The organism is Pseudoalteromonas sp. S408 (assembly GCF_005886645.1).
In the GTDB taxonomy this organism is placed as follows: Bacteria; Pseudomonadota; Gammaproteobacteria; order Enterobacterales; family Alteromonadaceae; genus Pseudoalteromonas.
On the sequence record NZ_PNDY01000009.1, the window covers coordinates 1 to 26,447 of the forward strand.

A 26,447-nucleotide genomic window follows, 5' to 3' on the forward strand; every position below is an offset into this window, starting at 1 on the left:
ACATAAATACTAAAAAATTTGTCAATAAACAATTAAACAGTAAACAGTAAACAGTAAACAGTAAACAGTAAACAGTAAACAGTAAACAGTAAACAGTAAACAGTAAACAGTAAACAGTAAACATTTAATTTACATTATATGCGAATAACCTATTTAATTATAGGTAGTATTTTTTTAAACGTAGGCGTAGCTGCAGCTTTTGTCCATTGGAAAATAACAATTTCTGCACATGAAATTACCGCTCCGCCATGCTTTAGTTGTTCTATTGCGATACTTTTATGCTCGCTATTACGAGATCCAATTGCGTCGGTTACTAAAACCACCTCAAATCCACTTTTTAATAAATCGATACATGTTTGTAGAACACATACATGCGCCTCAGTGCCCGCCACAACAATAGTTTTTTTATTAAAACTAGTTAATTTTTCCAAAAAGCCGGCTTCTTCGCATGCACTAAAATGAACTTTACTAAAAAACGTAGCCCGCGGTAAAACCGATTTAATTTTCTTATCAGTTTCTCCCAATCCATGTACGTACTGCTCTGAGATCAGTGTCGGTATGTCGTGCACGCATGACGCCTGGGCTAATTTTAGGGTGTTTTTTAAAAGATTCTGAATATCACTGATCATAGGGGAAAGTCGCTCTTGAATGTCTATAATCAATAAAAGGCTATCTTTAGCTTGTATGTTTGTTAAAACCATTTAAGGACCTCTCTATAACTATTTAATAGCCTTAAATATTAGCTTAATACATTAAATTAGCATTGATATTTTCTGTTTATTATTTGTAATTAAAAAATAAAACTTGTGCTATATTTAACACTTAGCTGAATAATGCATTACCTGTTGTGGAGATCGGTCATCAGTGCCATTTAGTAAACGTTGCCTTTTTATTTTAATTTTCATGTTATGTATTACTAATGCAGTTGCATCGCAAAATTATGCCCAACAATTACAGCGCCTTTCTACCGATGAAGGGCTCTCGCAAAATTATGTTGAAAAAATACAAGAAGATGAGATTGGATACATTTGGATTGCAACACAACAAGGATTAAACAGGTTTGATGGCTATACTGTTGAAACATTCGACGGTGGTTTTGAGCTAGACAAACACTACATCTCTACACTGTTAAAAACAAACGATGGTAAGTTACTTGTTTCCACTGATATAGCTGGTGCATACCTAATAGACCCAAAAACTCTCAAAACAGAAAAAATCTACTCTGGCCAGCTAGATAAAGAGACACAAATTTATTCTCCTGTTTCAGCAATGGCGGGACAGAACGAGCTTTACTATTTAGCTGTTGATAACCAAATACTCACTTACAATAAGACCACGGGTGCTTTTACACAAACAGCGGCTTTAGCTAATAAAACCTCATATATACGTGCTCTAACACTACATAATAATAATACACTTTATATTGGTGCCAATGATGGGCTATATGCATTTAACCTTGTTAGTAATCAACTTGCAGAAGTACCGCTTCACCCTGCCGAACAAATAACAATAGACAACATTAATGTAAAGTTTTTGCAGGTAGATAAAGAGCTTGGTCTTCTAGTCGGTACGGTAGAAGGACTTTATAGATTCGCATTTTCAAATGATAACCAATTCCTCAGTTCTAAAATAACAACGCTTATTTCCGACCTTAATATTTGGGATTACATTACTTCTGATGATGGTGATTTTGTAGCAACCGAAAAAGGGTTATTTAGTTTTAGCCGAATAAACGGCGAAATAGAGCTCATATTAAATTATGCAAAGAGTAAATTTAATATAAACGATAACACGATTAGCGATTTAACAATAAGCCAAACCGGAGTGCTATGGTTATCTTCAAGAAGCCAGGGGGTATTCACATGGCCTATTAACACTAGGCGATTTAAAAATATTAATTTGCCCGTCAATAATACAATAAACAAAATACTCGAAGACGACGATAATATTATTTGGTTTGGCACAAACGATGGCCTAGCTCAATACAACCCTAAAACAGAAACCACGCGTACTTTTTTAAACTCAACAGACACTAAAGCAGTGTTTGGCTCATCAGCAGTTTATGACATTTTTGCTTCTTTCCTAGGAAACAGCCAATATTTATGGCTGTATACATACAATGGGTTTGAATTATTTGATAAAAACAGTAAACAATTAGTGTCAAATTTAAGTAGTAATAACGATTTACTTACTCAACCGACTATTTTTGGCTTTGCCAAAATTGACACCCATAAATATGCGTTTGCAAACGACAAAAACTTTTACCTGTTTAACGAAAAAACGGGTGATATAAGGGTTATTAAAGGACTTAAAAACCTACTAGATCCGATAAATGCCTATGTGTTTCTTCCGCCATTGGAAACTCATCCTAATGAACTTTTAATTAGTATGAGTAATAGCTTGGTTAGGTATAACGAAGAAACACAAAACTTAACCTCAATATTTCAGTCATCAAATACAAAAGGTAACATTTATTATACGGTAGATAATTACTACCTTGACTTAAAAAGAAATATTTTATGGCTTGCAACGACTCATGAAGGTTTAATTGGCATAGACCCACAAAGCTACGAAAAAAAGCATTATCTAAGCCTTAAAAACTCGTTAAATTCTAATTCAATTTTGTCTTTAGTGCCTGACGAAAAAGATTACCTGTGGGCAAGCTCTGAAAATGGACTCTACAAAATAAATCTCAACACACTTAGTGTTATAAGTTTCTCGGTTAAAGATGGTTTAAACACTAATAAATTCACAGATTACACACAAAAGAAATTGAATAATGGGCAAATAATAATTGGCAGTAATGCAGGCGCCATACTTTTTAACCCTGCTGACTTCAAAACAAAAAAAACAACCAAAAAACATAAACTAGCAATTACAGATGTCAGTTTATTAACGAGGGAATTGCCTTTTTCCCCCATTAAATACAGTAATCAACCGCTCAAACTAAACCATGATGATATGGGGTTAACGGTAAGCTTTTCTGATTTTTCCTACCCAGATACAAATAAAACGTTTTATTATGTGGTTCTTGATGGTCCAACATCCCTTACCTATGAGAACTTAAAAGCAAACCAGGTGTTTTTTACTAAACTTCAACCAGGCGACTACTCTCTCACTATAAACGCGCATTTTAAAGATGGTGTAATTAAAACCCAACCCGTGAAGCTCAGCATAAATGTAGCCCATGCTCCCTGGAAGTCGCCCTTTGCACTATTCACATATATTATCATTACGCTCACCCTTTTCGCTTTATTTTTTTGGCAGTACAGAAACCGTCAAAATGTCATTCAACAAGCGCATACAGACACCATAAACTCGAAAAAACAAACAGAACTCGCCCTTAGAAACAATAAAAGTGGCGTATGGGATTATCAATTTTTAGACCGTTCAGTAAATACTTTACGTGGCACAGAACTGGGTTACGAAAACTTAGAAGAACGGGTAGCTATAGAGCAGTTTTTTTCTATTATACATCCTGACGATAAGCGCCGCTTTGAAACCAAATGGCAAAATTATATAAGTAATAAAAGTAAAAATAAAAATTGGCAATTAACATTTCGTCTTCGCCATAAAAATGGCCATTGGTTATGGTACCAAGACACCGGCCAAATAATTTTTGATACTCAAACAGGCAAACCTTTATATGTATCAGGTATTTATACCAATATTACTGAGCAGCGTGTTAATGAAGAGCAAGCTAAAATATTAGGTGAAGCATTTGGCCAAATAAACGATTGGTTGCTGATTTTAGACGACCATTTACTGCCTTTTTCCGCGAATAATAGTTTCATAGGAACGTTTTCAGATACACAAACATCTACAAATATTAGCCCTAAACTATTTATAAAATCGCTTGGTATAGAAAAGTGCAAAGAATTTGCAAAAAGATTGAAGGCATTGCAGCCAACTGAAAACTGGCATATCGATACCTTAATAAAAACAGCTAAAAATAATAAGCACCCAGTGCATATTAATGTGACTGCAGTAGCTAAAAGCACAACAGAAGTAAGCTACTATGTAATTGTTATTTCTGACTTAACTGAGCAAAAGAGAGCTGAAAATGAGCTGCGTTATTTAGCTAATTATGACGCACTGACAAAACTACCAAACCGTAGTTTAATGTACCAAAACATTGAGGAAGCCATTAAGCAAGCTGAAAGCTCAAATACACATTGCGCACTCCTGTTTATAGATTTAGATAAGTTTAAACCAGTGAATGACTCTTTTGGTCATGCTGTAGGTGATAAGCTTCTTTGCAATATTACTGAGCGGGTCAGTAATATACTTGACGCAAATTCACAGCTTGGCAGACAAAGCGGGGATGAATTTTTAGTCCTTATTAAAAATGTAGAATCGCAAGACTCGTTGAAGGAAACCGTTAAGCTAATTAGTAAAGAATTAGCAAATAAGGTAATGATTGAAGACTTTGCCATTAATATTTCAGCCAGTATAGGGGTAGCTCTTTATCCCTTTGATGCCATCACAACCGACATTTTAATTCGCAATGCCGATGTTGCAATGATGCAAGCTAAGCAAAATGGTCGCAATGACTTCAGTTTCTTTAGCGATGAAATGAATGAACAAATAAAACAAAAACTGCTGCTCGAAAATGATTTAAAAGATGCAGTAAAAGCCGACCTTTTGTTTAATCATTACCAACCCATTATTGATATAGAAGCAAAAACGATTAACGGCGTGGAGTTACTCATGCGTTGGAAAAACAAAGGACAATTTGTTTCACCTGCGGTGTTTATTCCTATATCAGAAGAAACAGGGTTAATAGAACACCTAACTGAGCTTGCACTAAAACGTGCGCTTATTGAATTAGCCCCATTGCTTAATGAGAACCCTTTATTTTATATTTCTTTAAACTTGTCGCCTAAACACATTTTAAAAGCAAACATAACTGATCGGTTGGAGCATATTTTAAAAGAATTTAATGTTCAAACCAGGCAGCTAAGGCTCGAAATTACAGAAAGTATTTTGCTCGAAGATAAATACAAAGCTGCAAAGCAATTACAAGCGTTGAAAACAGCAGGGTTTAAATTATTGCTTGATGACTTTGGCACAGGTTATTCATCATTAACTTATTTAAGCCAATTTCCGATTAACGTTATAAAAATAGATCAGAGCTTTGTAAATAGTATTGGTGAGGATAAAGGAGACGAGTCAATTATTAAAACTATTCTTTCTTTAGCTGAAAACCTAAACTTATATTGTATTGCCGAAGGCGTTGAAAATCGTGAGCAAATGGAGTTTTTAGCTAATGCGGGGTGTCATGTGCTTCAAGGTTATTACTTTGCAAGGCCGATGAGTGCTGAGGCTCTTAAAGAAAGTAGTTGTTTTAGCAAAATTATTGAGCTTATTTAAAATATCTAAAAAGAGGATTTAAAACCTTGGTACTTAATTAATGTTAGGGCCAATTGGCCTTGTGGACTAAAACTAGTTAAAGCTAGGAGCGATTTAATCGCAGCGCGAGGTTTTATAACATCATGGGCTTGATAACTGCTCCTGCATCACTCTACTGAATTACATCCATATAAAAATAAGCCAATACCAAGCAACAAGCAGTAAATTGCTCTGAGGAAGCCCCTTCGGGGACATGTCTATTAGGCACCGATGCTGCGCTAAAGTTTATTTGAGAGAGTTACACACTTCATAGGCGTTACCTTGCCTAAATGCCATACAAAATACTAAAGATTGAACTTTGAAAGATTAATAAATCCTAGTGAATATGATGACACTCATGGCTTTCAATTTGCAGTACGCTACTGGTTACTTTAAACCTTTCAGCAAGCAGATTTTCCACCTTTAAGCGACATGCTTCATCGTGTTTTTCAATAGTACAATGCTTTTTAAGTACCACGTGAGCCCCCACTACTAAACCATCGTAGTTACGTGTTACAGTCACATTATGTACGTTATGCACGTGTTCCATACCTGTGATTTCGCTTTCAATATCAGTTACTTTAGGAAGCTTAGCTTTATTTAAACGTAAGCCTTTAATGCAACTAATAATGACTTTAATACCCGTAAACAATACAAATGACGCAATGAGCATACTCGATAAAATATCGATAATTGCAAAGCCTGTTAAATATATTAATACACCAGCAACGAATGTAGATACTGTTGAAATTAAATCAAAAAATGAGTGTAAAAACACAGCGTATACATTAATGCTTGCTTTACGCCCCTTGTACAAAACCCAAGCAGCTGCACCATGAAACAAAAAGCCTAAACCAGCTATAACTGACATTAAATAACTATTAATTTCAAGCTCATTACCCTCGTGTTGATGAATAAAACGCTCACCACCTTCATATAAAATGACTAAACTAATCGCAAGGTATAATATACCATTAACAAGCCCCCCCACTAACTCAGCACGTTGATATCCATCGTTATATGTTTTTGCTAAATGAATTGCAAAACTTGATGCGATTAATGCTATAAAAAGCGAACTATTGTGAACAAATAAGTGCCCTGCATCCGCTAATACCGCTAATGAATTAGCGTAGTAAGCACCAATAACTTGTATAACCATAAATGAACATGTAATGGCAAGCGCAATAAGTAAGCGTCGGCGAGAAGCTTGATGTGTTGTGATTTCTGTCATGAAATACTTGAATTACCTATACTTAAAATGCAAATGAGCCATTTGAGGCTCACTGGAGAAAGGAGTAATGATATACAGTATCAATTATAATACGTCGTTCACTTAAACGCACTAAAAAGTTAGTAATATCAACAAAAGTGTACTAAAACATATTATATAAGAATAATAATAAACGAACGCAACCAAGCTTCGAACTAACAAGAGGTAATCATAAGCCTTGAATTCAATAAAAGACATATGGAGAACATTAAAGTGCCTCCCTTTTGCTGTTTTAGTACATGATTCAAAAACACGCAATTACAAAGCAAATAATCAAGCCTTAAAATTGTTTAAATTAGAACAGGGCGATGAACTGTGCGCAAACCATTTTGGCCACATTAAGCTTATAAGCCCATTAAGTAAAAAACCTTTATTACTGCAAAACCTGTTTGATGTTTACCTCATACCTAATGTGTTAAATAACGTTGTACTTGAAATTAATGAAACAGCCTTTTTATTAAATATTAAATTTGCCTATATTAACGAGACCGTTTCAATGATTACTTTTGAAATAGAAAAACACAAAATCGATGAACAGTATAATTTTGATGTTGTTATATCGAATATATCTGCAGACCTCATTGATATTCAAAACGATAATGTAGATGGTCATATAAATTATGCACTTAAAGCAATTGGTACAGTATGCCATGCAGACCGTAGTTACCTTTTTAAATTTAACGACGAAAACTCTCAAATGAGTAATACGCATGAGTGGGTAAATAAAGGTATAGTGCCTTTTAAGGATTCGTTGCAAGATGTACCTAAAAGCGAACTACCTTATTTTTTTAAATTAATGAACGACACATACTTATTTAAAGTTAATGATGTTTCGGATCTACCAGCCTCTGCGGGAGGTGAAAAAAAAGAGTTTGAACTACAAAAAATTAAATCTGTATTGTGTATTGGCTTAAGCTACGAAAAAGAGCTGGTTGGTTTTATCGGTTGCGACTGCGTAGCTGAAAAACGTGAGTGGACGAACCTTGATTTAATACGAATTAAACTCGTTGGTGAAATACTCACTAATGCATTCAAAAATATAAACTACAAACAAAAGCTAGAACTAGCGCAGCAGCAACTCATTACCGCCAATCAAAAATTAAGCGAATTAGTAAACACTGACGGTTTAACAACAATTGCCAATCGTCGGTGTTTTGACAAAACCTTTGAAGATGAAATACAACGCTGCGTTCGTTATCAGCAACCCATTAGTTTAATTATTTGCGATATTGACTTTTTTAAAAAATACAATGATAGCTATGGTCATCTAAAAGGAGATGAGGCTTTAAAATACGTTGCAGAAACACTTCAAAATTTATGTAAACGCCCCGGCGACCTGGCAGCTCGATATGGCGGTGAAGAATTTGCAATTATTTTACCCTGCACAGACTCAGAGAATGCAAATTGTTTCTCTACCTTAATTCAAAATGACATAGCGCGACTAAACATTGAACATAATCAATCAGATGTAAGCAAACAGCTTACTTTAAGTATTGGTTTTTATAGTGTTATCCCTAATACTAAAACAATAGCTAAAGATATAATTTCAAAAGCCGATGCTGCTCTTTATCATGCCAAAGAATCAGGCCGAAATAAAATCTCAGAGTATTCTCATAAATAATATATGTTGCTTACAATGTTGTTTTTGTAGGTAATTGCCCTGATGAGTGTTAATCTTAAACCGTTTAAAATTAAAACAATACACCATTTTATGACTAACTATTAAAAGGAATATTTAAATGGATCCAGTATCTCAAATACTCGATATCGTGTTTACCGTCGAGGCATTTTTACTCATATTTGTTATTGTGCTTCTAAAAAGCAGTGTTAAATTTGTCCCTCAAAATAGAGCTTGGCTAATTGAACGTTTTGGTAAATACCAATCAACCAAAGAAGCCGGACTAAACTTTATTATTCCGTTTATTGACAGAATTTCAGCTGATCGCAGTTTAAAAGAGCAAGCGCAAGATGTTCCATCTCAATCGGCTATAACCAAAGATAATATTTCATTAATTGTAGACGGCGTACTTTACTTTAGAGTACTCGATCCATATAAAGCAACCTATGGTGTTGACGATTACACATTTGCGGTTGTGCAACTGTCACAAACAACAATGCGTTCTGAGCTCGGTAAAATGGAGCTAGATAAAACGTTTGAAGAACGTGATTTACTTAATACCAATATAGTAGCTGCAATCAACCAAGCATCTGAGCCTTGGGGTATTCAAGTATTACGTTACGAAATTAAAGATATTGTGCCACCAAACTCTATTATGGAAGCTATGGAAGCACAAATGAAAGCTGAGCGAGTAAAACGTGCCCAAATTTTAGAGTCTGAAGGCGACCGCCAAGCAAACATAAATGTGGCCGAAGGTAAAAAGCAAGCACAAGTTCTTGCAGCAGAAGCGGATAAAGCTGAACAAATTTTACGTGCAGAAGGTGAAGCAACTGCAATTACAACCGTTGCAGAAGCACAAGCAAATGCCTTACTAAAAGTTGGTGAAGCTGCAGATACCGAACAAGGTCAAAAAGCAATTCAACTTGATTTAGCAACTAAAGCCATATCAGCTAAAGAAGCAATCGCACGCGAATCATCGGTTGTTTTACTACCTGATAACGCAACAGATGCAAGTTCAATGGTTGCTCAAGGTATGGCTATTATTAATAGCTTAAATAAACAAAACAAAAGCTAAGAATTAGAGAGGCTAGTATGGACTTTATTTTGCAAAACCTACCGCAAGCACTCATGGTACTGGGTATACTTGCTTTGATAGTGGAGGTAGCAGTGCTTGGTCTCTCTACTATTATTCTATTGTTTTTTGGCTTATCGCTGCTGATAACGGGTTTTTCAATGAGCATTGGTATTTTACCTGACTCATTAACAACAGCACTTTGGAGTAATACTGTGGTAACGGCTATTTTAGCCATTGGTTTGTGGAAACCACTAAAAAAAATGCAAAATCGAGTAGATACCAAACCCGTAACAAACGACTTTGCAGAGCTTACGTTTACTCTTGATGACGACGTTACCGATCAAGGGTTAACTACGTATAATTATTCAGGTATTAGCTGGAAATTAAAAAGTGAGCAGCTAATTAGTGCAGGCACTCGCGTATACGTTATAAAAAAAGATGTTGGCGTTATGTGGGTCAAACCCGTAGCCTAGTAATCTGTAAGCTAATTATAAAATAACGGGTGGCTCTAGCTGCCCGTTTTTTATTCCGGTTATTTGCAATGTCGTCCCTTGTACATTTTGTAAATCATTATTAGATTCGCACAGTGCTGAAGTTACAAATAGCAGCTCACCTTGTTTTCCACCAAATGCTGTACATGTAGGATTAAGGATGTTTACTTTTATTGTGTGGAGTAATTCGGCATCAGGCGATAAGCACATAACGCACCCCATTCCCCATACCGCTAGCCACAAGTTACCTTTACTGTCGATTACGCATCCATCTGGGTCTATGTCTGTATTACTAAATTGATAAAATACCTTTTCAGTACCAACAACTTCGCCTGTAATATCATCAAGGTCAAGCTGGTAGATACAGCTTGTAAAAGAGTCACAATAGTAACCACGTGAGCGGTTTTTATCAAAGCACAAACCATTTGGAATAGTTAAATCAGTAATAATGCACTCAAGCTTTTTATTGTAATAGCGGTATACTTTCCCCTGCCCTTTTTCGGCACTCTTATCCATGGTACTTAACCAAAAGCCACCCCACGGATCGGCTCTCCCATCGTTTGAGCGTCTATTAAGCTCATTACTTTCAAGTTCTATAATTAATTCAGTGAATTGACTGTTTATGTTATAGCGATAGATACCTAACTCAGTTCCTAAAATCAAATGTTCTGCATCATGCCAAGCTATAGCGGTCACTATAAAAGGCATTTCAACCGAGTATATTTTTTCTGGTTCATCGAATGAGCAACAAAATAACAGTTTTTTATTGATATCAACCCAAAAAAGCATATCAAGTATTGGATGCCAAAGAGGGCTTTCTCCAAGCTGGTTTTGTACTTTACTAAATAGGATTGTCTTAAAATCAGCCATACTAAAGCCTGTGACCTTTCAGAATTAAAATTATGTATAAATGGGCATTTTTAAGGCAACAAACTAAATTGCCTAAATAGCAACTTTTTGGTAATCCCTATAGATAACATCGATTTAGTAAAAAATATATAGCACTTCCTCAAACTGCTGCTTTTGATCACAGCAACATCGTTTTAAGTAGCCGCATAGAAAGAACTCGTATACCAATTCACACTAAGACTCAATTAAACGAATTAGTATTAAATATTCTTTCCTATTAACATAAACTTGCACAACAAAGGTTATCACTGTTTAGATGTACAAATATTCATAAATATCACTAAACTAGTGTGTAAATAAATTAATATATAAACTATTAACCTGTGTAAGACACTCAACCATTAGTAAAATAACGTATTGATTATATGAATTTTTTACTCGCTCTACTCAAACTTAATTGCTAGCATAAAAACAGATTAAAAGGAGTTATAATTATGGCCAAAAATATAAAACATGCGCTTGTAGTCGAAGGCGGCGCAATGCGCGGTATATTTGCGGCGGGCGTGCTTGATGAATTTTTAACGCAAAGTTATCAACCCTTTGATTGTTATTTTGGAGTGTCAGCAGGGGCAACAAATGTCGCCGCGTTTTTATGTAATCAACCTATGCGAAACCACAAAGTAATAACCGATTATTCTTGCAGGCCTGAGTTTATTAATCTAGCAAGATTTGTTAAAGGCGGGCATTTGTTTGACCTCGATTGGCTATGGGAGCAAACAATTCGTGATATTCCCTTGCAAACAGAAGTCTTTGAACAAAACCCACAATCATTTTACATTGTTACCACGGCAGTCGATTCAGGCAAAGCCCTCTACTTAGAAGCAACAAGCAATAGCATGGTTGAGCAGCTAAAAGCATCCTGTGCTATTCCCATTGCATATCGTGATTATCCAATACTCAATAAAATACAAATGACCGATGGGGGTGTTTCAGACTCTATACCTGTGATTAAAGCATACGAAATGGGAGCACGCGAAATAACCGTTATACTGTCTCGCTCGCTTGGTTATCGTAAAAAATTAACAAAAGCACCTTGGCTAACAAAAAAAATATATAAAGGCTACCCTGCATTAATTAATGCAACTTTAAACAGAGCCGAAGTTTATAATAAAAGTATCGACTTCATATTAAGCCCGCCCAGTGATTGCAAAATTAATATTATTGCACCACCAAAACAATTTAAGGTAGGCAGAACAACTAAATCGTTTGATGTTTTAAATAATGGCTATAACATAGGTTTAGAAGAAGCCCGTACTTATTTATTGTCATGTTAAGCTATAGAAATAATTAAAGAAAAAACATTAGCTGCCGATAGTAACCTTGATTTGTTAATTGTATTTGGTTAGGAGAAATTGATGAGTGAAAAAATGAACGAAGATGCCCTTCATGCTCTTAAAATAGCATTTACGTATATGCCAAAAGCTATTGAAGTAACTAAATACGAATACGGTGAACGTTATCAAACAGTACTGAGTCATATTGAAGCGGTAAGAGAAACACTGCTTATAAACGATGTTGACCCAGAAGAAGTTGATGGCGATATTAACCCTGAATACACACCTAACTCAACTTATTAAATAACTAATATTTTTTTAATTATGGTTTATATAAAAAGCGTCTTAATATTATTTAGTTTGTGAGCAATAAATCATCACTGTTTCAATTTTGTTCTATCTGTATTAGCTGCTAGTTAAAATTGAGTTTGAAAAATTATTTCTAAAGGATCTTTTTCTATTGAATTTTCTTAGGCAATTTCACGACATAGTCTCTGACCAAAATTTGGCTTTTGATGATAAAACGCAAAAATTATTAAATTTTGGGCTTAAAGTCTTTGGCCTCGATTTAGCTATTATCAGTGAAGTACAAGAACGTATTTACACTGTTCTATATGCAGTGACTCCTGACAACGGGCTTGCCATCGGCACACAATTTAATTTAAATGATACCTACTGCGTTCATACGCTCAATGCAGGCTCCGCACTTGCGTTTCATAATGTATCGCAAAGCGAAATAGCCGATCACCCATGCTTTACTAATTTTCAGCTAGAGTCTTACATTGGTGCTCCAATTAAAGTTGGAAACGAGGTTTTTGGCACAGTTAACTTTTCCTCAGCCAATCAATCTCCGGTATTTACCGATCAGGCCTATGACTATATAGAGTTATTTGCGCAGTGGTTAGGCGCTGAGTTTGCCAGAAACCAAACTAAAGACCGCCTAACAAAAAACAGTAATAGCCTATTAAAGCTAGAAAGCGTCGCAAATATTGGCACATGGGAAGTTGATATTGCTCACAATAAAATTTATTGGAGCAAACAAACCAAGCTTATTCACGAAGTTGATGAAAACTATCAACCAATGATGGAAACAGCAATCAACTTCTACAAAGAAGGATCTAGCCGAGAAAATATTACTAAAGCAGTAGAATTAGCCGTTGGAAAAGGCGAAAAATGGAATTTAGAACTAGAAATTGTTACCGCAAATAATAACAACATCTGGGTTTCTACATTCGGTGAAGCTGAATTTGAAGGCGACACCTGCGTAAGGCTATTTGGTACATTTCAAGATATTACTGAGTCGATGAGATTACGCGAAGAGCTTAAAAGTAAAAAAGCAGAGGCTGAACGCTTACTTTTTGACAGAAGCATGCTTTTTGCAAAAATAAGCCATGAACTCAGAACACCGCTTAATGGTATCACAGGCATGCTCACCAACTTGATAGATGAGCATGACCCAGAAAATAGAACAGAAAAAATCAAAGTTGCGCTACGCAGCTCAGATATATTATTGAATATTATTAATGAGGTTCTTGATTTTTCAAAAATTAATCATGGTGAGCTTAAATTAGAACCGAATAATGTTTTATTAAAAACTGTTTTTACTGACCTTGTTTCACTTTATACCCCTTTATTTACTGAAAAGCGTGTTGCACTTGAAGTAAAAAATGAAATTAATGACGATTGCTGGGCCTTTTTCGACAACACACGCCTAAGTCAAATCACCTCTAATTTACTCAGCAACGCATTAAAGTTTACAGAACAAGGTATTGTAAAGCTGGACACGTTTTTAACCAATACTGACGGTGATTTGTCACTCACTATTACCGTAACCGACTCAGGCAGAGGAATGACTCCTGAATTTCTTAAATCGCTATTTTCGCCATTTACGCAAGAAGTCGATTCTAAAAATACTAAAGGTGGCACTGGCCTAGGCCTAGCAATTGTAAAAGAGCTTGTGCAATACATGGGCGGTCAAATTGAAGTCAGTAGCGAAATTAATAAAGGCTCTACATTTTCAGTTTATATTCCAATAACCCGAGGCGAGGAGCAAATACTTGAAGACAAACCCCTCGCTAATATTAATATTGATACAAATGAGTTATCTGTACTTGTTGTTGATGATAACGACATCAATAGATTAGTGCTTAACGCATCCTTAAATAAGCTTGATATAAACCCCGACTTTGCTGTGGACGGGCAAGACGCTGTTTTAAAATGTAAGCAAAAGCCGTATGACCTTATTTTCATGGATTGTATCATGCCTATATTGGACGGGTTTGAGGCCACTAAACAGTTAAGAGAGCAAAATATTTGCCCTACTAATAAGACCTATATTGTTGCTTTAACCGCTAATACATCGTCTCAAGACAAACTTGCGTGTAAACAAGCGGGTATGGATTTATTTATATCAAAGCCATTTAAAATGTATTCGTTAGAATCAGCCATAGCATCAGCAATAAAAACTGTTAAACCAAATTTAAGCTTAATTAGATAATTAATTAAAAAATAGGTAAAAGGAGATAACAATGAAGCTAATAGCTCGAACGCTATTAATTACTATTTTTAGTATTGCTTTTTTTGCCGGTTACTCATCAGATGATTGGCAATCAGTCATGGTTGTGTTGATTATCAGCGGCTTTTTACTATTGCTCAGTTTCATAACTTCAAAGTCAAATAGCGGCACAACAGGCTACAGTGGCGGCGCAAGTTACTCTAATAATAGTTGCAGCGGCTCAGATTCTAGCTGTGGTGGCGATTAGCCTATTTTTTAAAAAGGTTATTTGCATCATAAAAAAGCCGCCTTTGGAGAGGGCGGCTTGGGTTAACAAACAGCTTTGGGTGTACCTTGCTGTTATATCAAGAGAGGGTTTTACAGTTTAAGCAGCTGTTTTGTCTTGCTCGCTTTCTTCGCTGTTGCGAATTAAGTAATCAAAAGCACCTAAACTTGCTGTTGCGCCGCTGCCCATCGCAATAATAATTTGTTTAAATGGGGTATTTGTTGCATCACCTGCGCCATAAACACCTGGTAATGACGTAGCACCTTTTGCATCAATTAATATTTCACCAAATTTACTTAGCTCTAAGTCACTAATTTTTAACCACTCAGTGTTAGGGATTAAGCCTATTTGAACAAAAATACCCGCTAAAGTAAGTGCCTTACTATCACCTGTTACTCGGTCTGTGTAAGTAAGTCCTGTCACCTTTTTACCATCGCCAAGTACTTCTGTAGTTTGGGCATTTTTAATAATAGTAATATTACTTAAGCTGTTTGCTTTGCGAATAAGTACTTCATCGGCACGTAATGAATCTGCAAACTCAAGTACTGTTACATGCTCAACAATGTTTGCTAAATCGATTGCGGCTTCAATACCAGAGTTACCACCACCAATTACAGCTACGGGCTTGCCTTTAAATAAAGGACCGTCACAATGCGGGCAGTATGCTACACCGTGTCCGCGGTACTCTTGCTCACCGGGAACGTTCATTTCGCGCCAGCGTGCACCGGTTGCTAAAACTAGCGATTTAGCTTTTAAAGTAGCCCCGTTTTCAAGCGTGATTTCGTACTTGTTATTAACGCGTTCAAGCCCTGCTGCACGTTGGTTATGCATTACGTCAACATCGTACTCTTTCACATGCTCTTCAAGCTGTGCAACAAGCTTAGGGCCTTCAGTGGCTTTAACCGAAATAAAGTTTTCAATAGCTAATGTGTCAGCAACTTGCCCACCAAATCGCTCTGCAACAATACCGGTATTTAGCCCTTTACGTGCAGAATAAATAGCAGCTGATGCACCGGCAGGTCCGCCACCTACTACTAATACGTCAAATTCGTCTTTTTCGCTAAGTGCCGCAGCTTGGCGTGCTGCACCTTTACTATCTACTTTGTTTAATATGTCAGTTAGGCTTAATGCACCTTGGCTAAATGGTTCGCCATTTAAATAAACAGCCGGTACTGCTAAAATGTTGCGCTCTTCTACTTCCTCTTGAAATAGTGCGCCGTCAATCATTGTTGCTTTAATTTTGCTATTAGTCGCAGCCATTGTGTTTAGCGCCTGCACTACTTGTGGGCACGTTTGGCAACTCAAGCTAATATAGATTTCAAAATTAAGTTCTTGATCAAGTGATTGTATTTGTTCAATGTCTTCGCTTTTTGCTTTACTTGCATGTCCGCCAGTATGTAAAAGCGCCAACACTAAACTTGTAAATTCGTGTCCCATCGGTACGCCTGCAAACGTAATGTGGGTGTTTTTAACCGGTGAATGTACAACCATAGACGGGCGTCGTGCGCTGGTATCAGGGTTGGTAACTACCGTAAACTTATCGCTTAATGATGCTAAGTCGTTTGCTAAGCTTTCAACTTCTGCTGATTTTTTGCTGTCATCCAAGGCAATAAGCAGCTCAACAGGTTGAGTAAGCGATTCAAAATGGCTTTTTAATTGATTTTTAATGTTGTTATCTAACATGGCTTAACCCTTTTTAGGAAAATTTAAACAGCAAGCCTCCCATGCCAATAAACGCATGTGCTTAATTATCAAATTGAGATAGGAGGCACCAATAAACGAATATTTATTGGTTTAAGGGCAGTTGCCTGCCCTTATAGTAGGGATAAATCTATACTTAGATTTTACCAACTAGGTCTAGTGAAGGAGCAAGTGTGTCTTCACCTGGCTGCCAAGATGCAGGACAAACTTCACCGTCGTGAGTTGCAATGTATTGTGCAGCTTGTACTTTACGTACTAACTCTTTAGCGCTACGACCAATACCTAAATCGTGAGTTTCGATTACTTTGATTTCGCCCTCAGGGTTCATTACAAAAGTACCACGAAGTGCTAGACCTTCTTCTTCAATCATTACACCGAAGCTACGAGTAATACGGCCAGTTGGGTCGCCAATCATTGGGTAAGTAATTTTACCGATTGTGTCTGACGTATCGTGCCATGCTTTATGAGTGAAATGAGTATCAGTTGATACTGAGTAAACTTCTACGCCCATTTCTTGAAGCTGTGCGTAGTAATCTGCAAGGTCGCCTAGCTCTGTAGGACATACAAATGTGAAATCTGCTGGGTAAAAGAAGAAGATTGACCACTTACCAAGTACATCTTTTTCAGATACTTCTACAAAATCACCATTGTGGTATGCAGTTGCGTTGAAAGGTTGAATTTTTGTGTTGATTAATGAAGTGCTCATAGTATTCCTCATTTGTATTTAATGTATTAATTTAAGTTACCAAGCAAGGCTAGATTTGTTGGCTAACCTTGCTGGCTTGATTAATACAATAAGCCTATTGATAAACTAAATAAAATTGATTGTTTAGATTAAAACAATCGATTTTTAAGATGAAACTAAATTATAGATAGATTCGTATTTAATTTATTGCAACATATCGGTTTGCACACGCAAGGCTGATACAATTGCCTCGCTTACTATTAAAATATTCAGGGCACACTGTTATGAACAATTTTATCAATCACATTCAATTAGGCTACCTTGGCCTAATCCCGTTTTTAGCCTGTTTAGCTTGGCCGCTAATGCTCGGTAGTAACAGTGTAAACTTAGAGTTTTTTACCTTTTATAGCATTGCTATACTTGCCTTTATGGCTGGTAACCTTTGGCATGCCGGGGTGCAAAGCTATGCAGATGCAATAAAAGCGGTACTACCTGTTATTCCAGTACCCTTTTTAGCATTTTTACCTATTGAATGGGTTTTAGGATGGTTATCGCTGAGTTTCTGGCTGGTTTTACTTTTTGAAAAATCTACACCACAGTGGCAAACCTACCATAAAGACTATCAAAAAATGCGCTTTGTGCTCACGTCGGTCGTGTTTGTGTGCCACATATTTATTATTGGTATGAGTATTTACCCAAAATAGCAGCTATTACCTTAAATATTGCGCGGTAATAATGTACCATCCGCGCACAGCTATTTGAGGACTCACCATGATTGACCAATTACGCCAGCAGCTTAACGAACTTGGCGAAAATTACGTAGAAAAAAATGCCGCTTTTAAAATAAAGGTCATTCCATTTTTTTGCGCTATTAGCATAAAAAAAGATCACAAAAATGAAAATCGCCTCAACTTTTATTCAAACCAACTTATTGAGATATTTTTAGTTGTGTTACTCATATTATTTGGCGTAACGCTATATAAAGCAGAGGGCGGATTTACAGACGGCCCATTGCACTTTGCGTTTGCAATTGTGATCACCTTTAACCTACTTATTAAACAAATAGCCATCGAAGGCCTAAAAACAAGACTTGCCTTTGAACGTTTAAATGCGGCGAATAAACAATCTCAAAACGTTCATAAGCAAGACACTTAGCACAGTATGTATTTAAACTCTAATTGGCGAATACTTACCGTTGGCGATGGCGACTTATCGTTTTCTCATGCAATTTATGAGCACGTAAAACCAAACACGTTGGTAGCCTCAACTTACGATAGCGCGCAAACCTTAGAACAAAAGTACCCTGATAACGCTTTAAATAAATTGCGTGAATGCAGTGTTGAAGTTCTTAATCGTTTTGATGTGACAAACAAAGCGTGTTGGCAAGCGTTAAAAAGTAATAATCAATGCTTTGACGTTGTTATTTTTCAGTTTCCACTTATTCCTGCATTTGTAGGTAAAAAGGAATATGAAGCTAATACTCGTCAATCAAGTATGAATGTTTTAAATAGAGCCTTATTACATCAATTTATTAAATACGCCACTGAGTTTGCACTAAATCCAAATGGCCCAATGCTGTGCTTTATTACCTCTAAAGATGTAAAACCTTATCGTGAATGGAACATAGAAGGCAGTTTAAACGAACGTTTGAGCAGCGAGTACTGCGGCCAAATGCCATTTGATATATCACGTTTTTCGGGTTATAAAATTCGTAATGTTGACCGCGACAAACACGTTAAAGACACCAGCGGGATCACGTATGTATTTAGCCCAAAAAGTAGCTTTATAGAGCCACAATTAGCCAAACAATTAGTTAAGCCAAGCTACTTATCACCAAACCATTGCCCCCTTTGCCGAGTAGGGCCTTTTATAGCTGACGAAGACCAAATCAAACATTTTAAAGCTAAAAAGCACCTGCAAATGTTACGCCTAGAATCTGATTGGCAGCATTGGCTAAACACTTTTTATAGCTAACTATTGGCTGCCTTTATTAAGTCAGCCGCTTTTTCTGCAATCGCTATAACGGGTGCATTAGTGTTACCTGTGACAATTGTGGGCATTATTGACGCGTCAACAACGCGTAAATTATTAACGCCATGCACTTTCAATGTGCTATCGACAACCGACATAGCATCATTACCCATTTTACACGTCCCAACGGGATGATATTCAGTGTCAGCTGTTTCACGAATAAACTCTATTAACTGCTGATCATTATTTATATCCAGTGGATAAACCATATCTGCACGTATTTCATCAAAGGCTGGGCTATTCATTATTGCGAGTGTTTTTTTCAAACCTAACAACATTATATTTAAGTCATCCGGATGGCTCAAATAATTAGGATCAATAAGCGGTGCTGCGTGTGGGTCATTGTTTGCAAGCTTAATAGTCCCTCTACTTTTAGGTCGCATAATACTGCTATGAATACTGTACCCATGGCCATAATGTAACTTGCGGCTATGATCGTCTACCAAACCAATTACAAATTCGAGTTGAACATCGGGCGCAGGTGAATCTTTAAATAACTTAATAAACGCATGAGACTCCGCAAAGTTACTTGTTAAACACCCGTTTCGATTACTAAACCAATCTACAACCCCTTTGGCAACTTTAAGGGCACCTTTTGGGCTAATACCAAAGGTGCCCGCGCTATTATTAGCTTTAAAAAGTGGAACAACTGTAAGGTGGTCTTGTAAGTTTTGGCCGACTCCCTCTAACGCAACCTTTACATCAATGTTATGTAATTTTAAGTGGTCTGTTGGGCCAACTCCCGAAAGCATTAATATCTGAGGCGAATTAATTGCGCCCGCACTTAAAATCACCTCTTTTTTAGCTGTTAACTCTATTTGCTTTTTATTCTGCTCTATTTGCACCCCTTGCGCGGTTTTATTTTTTATCTTTATTTTATTAACATGGCAATGTGTGAGTACTGTTAAATTATGCCTATTTAAATTAGGTGTTAAATACGCTTTTGCGGCACTACAGCGTTCTCCATTATGCTGCGTAACCTGCGACAAACGTGCGCCACTTTGCTCTTCTGCGTTAATATCATTGCTTAATGATACTCCTTGTTCTACACAGGCATTTAAAAAATATTGATTAACAAAACTTGGCGCATTGAGGTCTTGCACATGAAGCGGCCCATCATCACCATGCAATGGGTGATTATTAAATGCTTTGTTGTTTTCAGCTTTTATAAAGTAAGGCAGCATATTTTTAAAACCCCAACCCGTGTTGCCCAAACTCTCCCATTGGTCGTAGTCGTATTTATTACCACGAATGTAAACCATTGCATTGATTGAACTTGAGCCACCCAGTACTTTGCCTCTTGGCACAAAACCACACCGATTATTAAGTGCTTTCTGAGGTACCGTATTGTAATGCCAACTGTTAATACCATAAGGAACGCTCGCAGCAATTCCAGCTGGCATTTGAACAAAAGCGCTTTTATCGCTTCCGCCAGATTCAATTAAACATACACTCACATTTTTATCTTCAGATAAACGCGAAGCAATAACACACCCAGCACTACCAGCCCCTATAACAATGTAATCAAATGTTGTGCTCTGCATGTGAGCTCTTATGAAAAATTAATACCTTATTAATACTGCATAGAAAAACACACCAAAACTTGATATTTTTAGACAACCAAGTTATTGGAGCATTACATGAATAATTTTATTAAGGCCACATCACTACAAGGAATGGACTCACTTGTTACGCACCTAGGCGGTGACATAACACAAATAATGACGCAGTTTGGCCTTAACATTTGCTTTAATAACTTAGAGCAACAATACTTGCCCTATAGCACTTACGCCGAACTACTTGAGCATTGTGCACATACGCTCAACTGCCCAAGCTTTGGGCTGCAACTGGCCAATAAGCAAAGCTTTGAAATACTTGGCCCTATTGCTATTGCAGCAAAAAGTAGCACTAATTTAGGTGATGCCCTTAACTGGGTTATTAAATATTTGCACCTACACACCCCAGCTTTAAGTTTAACTATTCATCCGTTAGAAGCTGATAAAACGCTCTTTTTATCGTTTCAAATAAGCTTAAACCCATTACCTAAAACAACTCAAGTGCTCGAACTAACTATCGGCCTTGCCATGGGCGTAATAAAAAAATTAAGTAATAACGCCTGTAAACCACAAGCCGTATTCTTGCCCCAAAAACAGCCCACTAATACCCGCGCATATAACACTTACTTTGGTTGCAAAGTCACACAAAATAGAAATAGTGCCGGTATTGTTATTCTAAAAACCGATTTAGCGTTAACGGTTGCACAACATCAATACGATAAAGTACCTGCCGCACTGCAATTTTTAGCTCAAAGTAAACAGCATAATCAATCCCTTCCCACCCAAGTAAGCGCCTTAATTAGGCCTATGCTGCCAATATACCAATGCACCAACGAGACCATAGCTAAAGCGCTGGGTATGCACCCTAGAACATTGCACAGAGAACTGAGTAAACACAATACAAGCTTTGTAAAACTAAAAGACTCAACCCGACGTTCATTAGCTGCGCACTATTTGGCGCAAAACCATTACAGTATTTCAACCATCTCAGAGCTATTAGGCTATCAAGAACAAGCGACTCTTAGCGCCAGTGTAAAACGTTGGTTTGGGTATTCTCCGCGAGCATACAGAGCTAAAAAAATGATAAACTTAAATAAACATTATTCTAAGGAGTGAGTATGAACTTTGTAATTGTAGGTACTAATTTTATAAGCGACACATTACTTGACGCCGCAAATACCCTAGCCGATTTTAATTTATATGGCGTTTGTTCACGCGCGCTTTCAAGCGGTGAAGCTTTTTTAGCAAAACACCCAAAAAGTAGCCAAGCAAAAATATTTACCCATATTGAACAAGTTTGCCAAGACGAACAGGTTGATGCAGTTTACATAGCCGCCCCCAATAGCTTACACAAACAATATGCGGTTATGTGCTTAAACGCTGGTAAACATGTACTTGGTGAAAAGCCATCCGCAGCTAATAGCCAAGAACTAAAAAATATCATCGCCGCCGCTAAGCTAAACCAGTGCTTGTACATGGAAGCCATGATGACCACGCACTTGCCTAACTTTACATTATTAAAAAATGCACTTTCTAAAATAGGCACTCCCAGAAAATTTATAGGGCAATATAGCCAGTACTCTTCGCGCTACGATAAATATAAAAATGGCGAACGCCCAAACACCTTTTTACCTGAATTTGCTAACGGTGCCTTGGTCGATTTAGGCATATACCCGCTTTACTTATTAATAGCGCTTTGGGGCGCACCGCAAAATGTAAATGCCAGTGGCGTGTTACTCGATACTGGGGTTGACGGGGCTGGCGATGTGCTGCTTAATTATTCAGACAAGCAAGCTGTTATTAGCTACTCAAAAATTTCGCAAGGTGACAACATAACCGAAATACAGGGTGAACTGGGCAGAATTCGTATTGAAGCCGTATCGCAACTCAAAAAAGTAGAGTTTATTGCTAACTATGGCGAATCAGAAACCTTATCGGAAGAATTTGATGAGCATTTCATGAAATTTGAAGTTGCTCATTTTATGCAGTTAGTAGCAAAAAATCAGTGGGAGTCTAATGTAAACACATTCGCGCTGTCACTAGATGTTATGAATGTACTTGACGAAGCTCGCAAACAGTTAGGCGTGATTTACCCTAACGATAAAACAGATTAATTTAGACCTCGACTGGGAGAAGTTGTATATGGGCGTTAACCAACGACAGTTAACGCCCATGGGGAAATGCAAATCACTATACCAACTGCACACTTGTTACCTACGCACATTTAAGTAACGATCCCCATCCGTGGGCAATCAATTTGATATAATGACCTAAAGTATTTACCAATTCCTAACTGATAATAGATCGACTACTTAATCCTAATCAGAAAACAGCCATTACAATCTTAACAGCATAAATCTAAACTAACATAAAAAAACATAACCAATCAAGCTGGCCAATTGTGTAATTTTAAACTAAATTGGTATTACACAAATTAAACCAACCGACAATGTTGTTTTATAACCAAATGATGGTGCTAGAATTTTGACAAATTAGTGGGGTTTGGGGTAACCTTGTTGGTTAACAAATGTTATAAATTTTTAGACCTAAATGGTCAATATTCCTTAGGGTATGAAGGTACAATATGGGTAATCGTCGCTTATTTTGGCGCATTGTTGATAAAATAGAGTCTTTAATAAATCAAGGCGAATTTACTGCTGGGAGTCGTTTACCCCCTGAGCGTGAACTTGCAGAAATGTTTGACGTAAGTCGCCCAACAATTCGAGAAGCAATTATTGCATTAGAAGTACGTGGCCGGGTTGAGGTTAAAACCGGTTCAGGTGTGTATGTTGTTGAGCAAAAAAATGCCTCTATAAAATCAAAAGAGATCAGCGCATTTGAACTAACACAAGCCCGTGCACTTATTGAAGGCGAAATTGCAGCACTGGCGGCTCAAAGCATTACAGAAGAAGAACTCGAGCAGCTAAATCAAACGCTAATAGCAATGGAAAAAGGCCTCTACGTAGAACAGGCTGACCGCGAATTTCATGAGATTATCGCCAAAGCAACACGTAATAAAGCACTTGAGTTTGCTGTTTCTAACTTGTGGGATTTACGATTAAAAAACCCGCAAATTGTTGCCGATTACAGCAGCGTTTGTACTAACAATAACGAATGTGTAATGGATGAGCACACCGCGATTTATACTGCACTAAAAGCGCATGACGCCAGTGCCGCTCGTACTGCCATGCATAAACACTTTAACCGCTTAATTAATGCATTATTTGATGCAGTAGAAGCCCGCGCACTTGAAGAAATAAAGCGTAAAAATGACGAAAAACGCGGCCTGTACTCGTTAGACGGCTTAGTTAACAAAAACGCTCATTAAGTTTAAACATACTAGCAAATGCCTGTTTGCTAGTATGTTGCCTTTCATTAAATCCTACTCTAAACAGCCACACTTATTTTTTAATCGCAAACACTTACCAATCGGACTAAAAGCAGATATTATCCCGCCACAAAATACAGCTATAGCATCTCAAACAGGGTAAGTTTACTAATCCCTATTAACAGTGCTTTACATTAGGGACGACAATGCAATCAAGTACCAAAGATTTCATATTAGCAATTGTTTGCTTATTAATTGCCATGATGACCATTCAATCGGGTGCGTCGTTTGCAAAGCAACTATTCCCTATTGTTGGACCCGAAGGGACAACCGCGCTTAGGCTTGGTTTTTCTGCACTTATATTATGTTTAGTGTTTAAACCATGGAAACATATACCCGCCAGAGGAAACCGCTTAGCTATTGTGGTTTATGGTTTAAGCTTAGGTGGAATGAACATTTTATTTTACTACGCAATTGAGCGTATCCCCTTAGGCATTGGTGTCGCACTAGAATTCACAGGCCCCCTCGCCGTTGCCTTGTTTTCTTCACGCCGTAAACGCGATTTATTTTGGGTTGCGTGTGCCATTGCCGGTATTTTACTTTTACTACCCGATATGAGCGGTAAAGACAGCCTAGATCCTGTTGGTGTTATTTTAGCCTTAGCAGCGGGTGCCTGTTGGGCAGGCTATATATTGTTTGGAAAAAAAACCGGAATGCAAAGCTCAGGTGGTGCAACGGTTGCCCTAGGTATGACAGTCGCAGCCATAGTACTTGTGCCCTACGGAGGCATGATGCAAGCAAGCGCATTCACATGGGAAATTATTCCACTGGGAATTGGTATTGCAGTTTTATCTAGCGCGTTACCCTACACGTTAGAAATGGTTGCACTTCGTAATATGCCTTCACAAGGCTTTAGCATCATGATGAGCCTTGAACCTGCCATTGCATCACTCGCTGCCTTTGTTATTTTGGGCGAGCTACTAACAATATGGCAGTGGTTAGCAATTTTATTAGTTATTATTGCCTCAGCAGGAAGCTCCTTCTCTGGCGAGTCAAAAAAGTAGCCTAAGCCGAAAAGCCATCAACTAAGATGGCTTTTTTGTTAAACTAAATGTGCTTTTTGTTTTGCCCTTTTAGCAGAAAAAATAAAACCTAATAACGCAATAAGCGGCATAGCAGCTGCAAATAAGGCAATACTTTCCCACCCACCAAATTCATATAATGGGCTAGCAATTAACGAACCAATAGCCCCGCCCAAAAATATACTGGTCATATAAATGGCGTTTAGCCGAGCGCGGCTTTGTGGTTCAAGTGAGTATATTACCCGTTGACCAAGTACCATATTAGCTTGCACTGCAAAATCAATAAATACACCCGTTAGCGCCAATATAATAATGCCGTTTGGTAAATCAAATAAGCTAGGTAAAAAGCACACCACCGCGATAACTTTAGCTAATAACGACATTTCGTAGGTATAGCCTTTGTCAGCTAAGCGCCCAACAATAGGCGCTGCAACGGCCCCCGCGGCACCAACTAAAGCAAACAATGCTATTTGCGTTTGCGAAAAACCATATTCTCGGGCTAGTACAACGGGCACTGTGGTCCAAAACACGCTAAACGACGCAAACATTAACCCTTGATAAAACGCGCGTTGACGAAGCACAGGTTGGCTCAATAACAACGACTTCAGTGACCTCAATAACGCAAAGTAGCTTGTTTTATGCGTTGGCAACCTTGTGGGTATAACAAAGTAGATAACCAAGGAGATAAACACCATACACCCCGCAGCAAAAAAGAACACGGCACGCCAGCCAAAATGATCAGCAATTAGGCTGGCCACAGGTCTTGCTAGCAATATACCTAGCAAAAGCCCCGCCATAATATTGCCCAAAACTTGCCCACGCTTTTCATCTGACGATAAATGTGCCGCTAACGGAATAAGTACCTGCACCGATACCGAGCTTGCCCCCACCAGCAAACACAAAACCAACATGGCGTTTGGTGTTTGAACAACCCCCACTCCAATTAAGCTAAAAAATGTAACAGACAGGGTAATCAACATTAACCGTTTATTTTCAACTAAGTCAGCTAGCGGCACTAAAAAAAATAATCCAATGGCATAGCCAATTTGGGTTAATGACACAATAAAACTAGCACTGTGTGCACTTAATCCAACATCGGGGGCTAACAATTCTATAATAGGCTGCGCATAGTAAATATTGGCAACAATTAACCCACAACACAGCGCAACAACGCTCACAAGAGCTCTGCTTATTTGCACAGGCTCGGCGCTTAATTTAGACATGGCATTCTCAAAATAAATGAAATAAAACCTCAA

At 37.5% G+C, this 26,447-nt stretch carries 22 protein-coding genes; 15 read left to right on the top strand and 7 right to left on the bottom strand.

Features of this window, described 5'->3' with window-relative positions; genetic code table 11:
* Positions 1-149: 149 nt before the first annotated feature.
* The gene (locus CWB62_RS08685) at positions 150-701 is read right to left on the bottom strand and encodes an isochorismatase family protein (RefSeq protein ID WP_138529890.1); all 552 of its coding nucleotides are present in this window, start codon (positions 699-701) and stop codon (positions 150-152) included.
* A gap of 202 nt (positions 702-903) precedes the next feature.
* Here CWB62_RS08685 and CWB62_RS08690 point away from each other — a divergent pair, with 202 nt between their 5' ends.
* Positions 904-5,373 (top strand): EAL domain-containing protein, encoded by a 4,470-nt coding sequence (locus CWB62_RS08690; protein WP_171034615.1) that lies wholly within the window; start codon positions 904-906, stop codon positions 5,371-5,373.
* 355 nt (positions 5,374-5,728) lie between these two features.
* Here the strand turns inward: CWB62_RS08690 and CWB62_RS08695 are convergent, their stop codons facing one another.
* Positions 5,729-6,622, bottom strand: coding sequence for a cation diffusion facilitator family transporter (locus tag CWB62_RS08695; protein ID WP_058404605.1), 894 nt, complete (start codon positions 6,620-6,622; stop codon positions 5,729-5,731).
* 217 nt (positions 6,623-6,839) lie between these two features.
* On the opposite strand from CWB62_RS08695, the gene CWB62_RS08700 reads away from it, so the two are divergent.
* The 3 genes from CWB62_RS08700 (at position 6,840) to CWB62_RS08710 (ending at position 9,827) form a co-directional block, all read left to right on the top strand.
* Entirely contained in the window at positions 6,840-8,282 is a 1,443-nt protein-coding gene (locus CWB62_RS08700) for a sensor domain-containing diguanylate cyclase (RefSeq protein WP_138529888.1), read from the top strand.
* Between the two features lie 118 nt (positions 8,283-8,400).
* Complete coding sequence (locus CWB62_RS08705; RefSeq protein ID WP_058404603.1) at positions 8,401-9,354, top strand: SPFH domain-containing protein; 954 nt, start codon at positions 8,401-8,403, stop codon at positions 9,352-9,354.
* Between the two features lie 17 nt (positions 9,355-9,371).
* Complete coding sequence (locus CWB62_RS08710; protein WP_058404602.1) at positions 9,372-9,827, top strand: NfeD family protein; 456 nt, start codon at positions 9,372-9,374, stop codon at positions 9,825-9,827.
* Positions 9,828-9,842: 15 nt separating this feature from the next.
* Here the strand turns inward: CWB62_RS08710 and CWB62_RS08715 are convergent, their stop codons facing one another.
* The gene (locus CWB62_RS08715) at positions 9,843-10,715 is read right to left on the bottom strand and encodes an SMP-30/gluconolactonase/LRE family protein (RefSeq protein ID WP_138529886.1); all 873 of its coding nucleotides are present in this window, start codon (positions 10,713-10,715) and stop codon (positions 9,843-9,845) included.
* 473 nt (positions 10,716-11,188) lie between these two features.
* Between CWB62_RS08715 and CWB62_RS08720 the strand changes: the two genes are divergently transcribed.
* The 4 genes from CWB62_RS08720 (at position 11,189) to CWB62_RS08735 (ending at position 14,790) form a co-directional block, all read left to right on the top strand.
* Positions 11,189-12,028, top strand: a complete 840-nt coding sequence (locus CWB62_RS08720; protein WP_058404600.1) for a patatin-like phospholipase family protein — start codon at positions 11,189-11,191, stop codon at positions 12,026-12,028.
* Positions 12,029-12,109: 81 nt separating this feature from the next.
* The gene (locus CWB62_RS08725; RefSeq protein ID WP_058553029.1) at positions 12,110-12,331 is read left to right on the top strand and encodes a hypothetical protein; all 222 of its coding nucleotides are present in this window, start codon (positions 12,110-12,112) and stop codon (positions 12,329-12,331) included.
* Between the two features lie 157 nt (positions 12,332-12,488).
* Positions 12,489-14,525: a hybrid sensor histidine kinase/response regulator gene (locus tag CWB62_RS08730; protein ID WP_058404598.1), complete on the top strand. Its 2,037-nt coding sequence runs from the start codon at positions 12,489-12,491 to the stop codon at positions 14,523-14,525.
* A gap of 31 nt (positions 14,526-14,556) precedes the next feature.
* Positions 14,557-14,790: a hypothetical protein gene (locus CWB62_RS08735; protein ID WP_058404597.1), complete on the top strand. Its 234-nt coding sequence runs from the start codon at positions 14,557-14,559 to the stop codon at positions 14,788-14,790.
* Between the two features lie 117 nt (positions 14,791-14,907).
* Here the strand turns inward: CWB62_RS08735 and ahpF are convergent, their stop codons facing one another.
* A complete protein-coding gene (gene ahpF, locus CWB62_RS08740) occupies positions 14,908-16,491 on the bottom strand; it encodes an alkyl hydroperoxide reductase subunit F (RefSeq protein WP_138529884.1) in 1,584 nt (527 codons plus the stop codon).
* A 154-nt stretch (positions 16,492-16,645) separates the two neighbouring features.
* The gene (gene ahpC / locus CWB62_RS08745; RefSeq protein WP_058404596.1) at positions 16,646-17,215 is read right to left on the bottom strand and encodes an alkyl hydroperoxide reductase subunit C; all 570 of its coding nucleotides are present in this window, start codon (positions 17,213-17,215) and stop codon (positions 16,646-16,648) included.
* Between the two features lie 263 nt (positions 17,216-17,478).
* Between ahpC and CWB62_RS08750 the strand changes: the two genes are divergently transcribed.
* From CWB62_RS08750 to CWB62_RS08760, 3 genes are all read left to right on the top strand, one after another.
* The gene (locus tag CWB62_RS08750; RefSeq protein WP_138529882.1) at positions 17,479-17,898 is read left to right on the top strand and encodes a DUF3429 domain-containing protein; all 420 of its coding nucleotides are present in this window, start codon (positions 17,479-17,481) and stop codon (positions 17,896-17,898) included.
* A gap of 67 nt (positions 17,899-17,965) precedes the next feature.
* Entirely contained in the window at positions 17,966-18,349 is a 384-nt protein-coding gene (locus CWB62_RS08755) for a hypothetical protein (protein ID WP_138529880.1), read from the top strand.
* A 6-nt stretch (positions 18,350-18,355) separates the two neighbouring features.
* Entirely contained in the window at positions 18,356-19,168 is an 813-nt protein-coding gene (locus CWB62_RS08760) for a class I SAM-dependent methyltransferase (protein WP_138529878.1), read from the top strand.
* Here CWB62_RS08760 and CWB62_RS08765 read toward each other — a convergent pair.
* A complete protein-coding gene (locus tag CWB62_RS08765; protein WP_138529876.1) occupies positions 19,165-20,769 on the bottom strand; it encodes a GMC family oxidoreductase in 1,605 nt (534 codons plus the stop codon). The genes CWB62_RS08760 and CWB62_RS08765 overlap by 4 nt on opposite strands.
* Before the next feature lie 96 nt (positions 20,770-20,865).
* On the opposite strand from CWB62_RS08765, the gene CWB62_RS08770 reads away from it, so the two are divergent.
* The 4 genes from CWB62_RS08770 to CWB62_RS08785 all read left to right on the top strand — a co-directional run bounded on the left by CWB62_RS08770 (position 20,866) and on the right by CWB62_RS08785 (position 25,173).
* Positions 20,866-21,897, top strand: a complete 1,032-nt coding sequence (locus CWB62_RS08770) for an AraC family transcriptional regulator (RefSeq protein WP_138529874.1) — start codon at positions 20,866-20,868, stop codon at positions 21,895-21,897.
* Positions 21,898-21,899: 2 nt separating this feature from the next.
* Positions 21,900-22,895, top strand: coding sequence for a Gfo/Idh/MocA family protein (locus CWB62_RS08775; protein WP_138529872.1), 996 nt, complete (start codon positions 21,900-21,902; stop codon positions 22,893-22,895).
* A gap of 470 nt (positions 22,896-23,365) precedes the next feature.
* Positions 23,366-24,109 (top strand): FadR/GntR family transcriptional regulator, encoded by a 744-nt coding sequence (locus tag CWB62_RS08780; protein ID WP_058404589.1) that lies wholly within the window; start codon positions 23,366-23,368, stop codon positions 24,107-24,109.
* Positions 24,110-24,315: 206 nt separating this feature from the next.
* Positions 24,316-25,173 (top strand): EamA family transporter, encoded by an 858-nt coding sequence (locus tag CWB62_RS08785; protein WP_058404588.1) that lies wholly within the window; start codon positions 24,316-24,318, stop codon positions 25,171-25,173.
* 38 nt (positions 25,174-25,211) lie between these two features.
* Here CWB62_RS08785 and CWB62_RS08790 read toward each other — a convergent pair whose 3' ends face one another.
* The gene (locus tag CWB62_RS08790) at positions 25,212-26,414 is read right to left on the bottom strand and encodes an MFS transporter (RefSeq protein ID WP_138529870.1); all 1,203 of its coding nucleotides are present in this window, start codon (positions 26,412-26,414) and stop codon (positions 25,212-25,214) included.
* Positions 26,415-26,447 lie beyond the last annotated feature (33 nt).